General features: G+C 32.6%; 2 protein-coding genes. Both read left to right on the top strand.

What is annotated here, in order from left to right:
- Positions 1–470 (top strand): hypothetical protein (locus F1B92_RS08995; protein WP_195836355.1); only part of this gene is annotated, 470 nt, incomplete at its 5' end.
- An 82-nt stretch (positions 471–552) separates the two neighbouring features.
- A partial coding sequence (locus tag F1B92_RS08750) for a hypothetical protein (protein ID WP_154571454.1) occupies positions 553–764 on the top strand: 212 nt, incomplete at its 3' end.

The following is a 764-nucleotide window of genomic DNA, read 5'->3' as shown; positions in this document are numbered from 1 at the left end:
CAGCAGTTGCAATTCCAAGACTAACTGCGACAAGGGATGATGCTTCAGCTGCAGCTCTTATGACTCAGCTATCACAAGCTACTACAGAGGCGGCGTCTTTATATCTTGCAAAAGGCGAAATTCCTGATCTGAAAACAAAAATACAAGCCTATGATGCAAAATTACAAGATTGTGTTGAACTAGATTGGGCTGATAGTGATGCTACCCCAATTGCTACAGGTACAGGTGGAAGTGGAACTACTGCAACAAAAACAGCTGATTATATAACAATTAAAGCTAAAAACAACAGTAAAAGTGTTTGTAAAGCTATGCACTCTATCCCATCTTTTAAAGAAAAATATCAAGTTAAAAAAGATGGCTCTACAGCTACTCTTGAAAAAGAATTTGGCGTAATAAAAATCGGTGGAACTGGTTTGTATGATGAAAATACAGCACCAGCACCAGCACCATCAACAAGTGGTAAATTATAAGTCGCTTTTTAGCTAATACTATAAGCCTTAGCAAAAACTAAGGCTTAAATTTATAATAACAATAATATAAAAAAGGATAAGTATGTTAAAGGTTAATAAAAATTTAGTAATATATGGTGCACATAATCGCGGTAAAACTACTATAATATCAAACATCCATAGAGAAATTTTAAAATTAAATACAAAAAACTTATTTTATCAAAAAAATGAAAACAATGATTTTGCTAGCATAATAGAGTTTAATTCAAAATTTATAGGATTTTACAGTGCTGGGGGTAAGCAACTGAAACATAA

This window comes from Campylobacter portucalensis, from assembly GCF_009690845.1.
Taxonomy (GTDB): domain Bacteria; phylum Campylobacterota; class Campylobacteria; order Campylobacterales; family Campylobacteraceae; genus Campylobacter_B; species Campylobacter_B portucalensis.
Note: the sequence above shows the minus strand (reverse complement) of the source record. Positions and strands in the feature narration are given on the sequence as shown.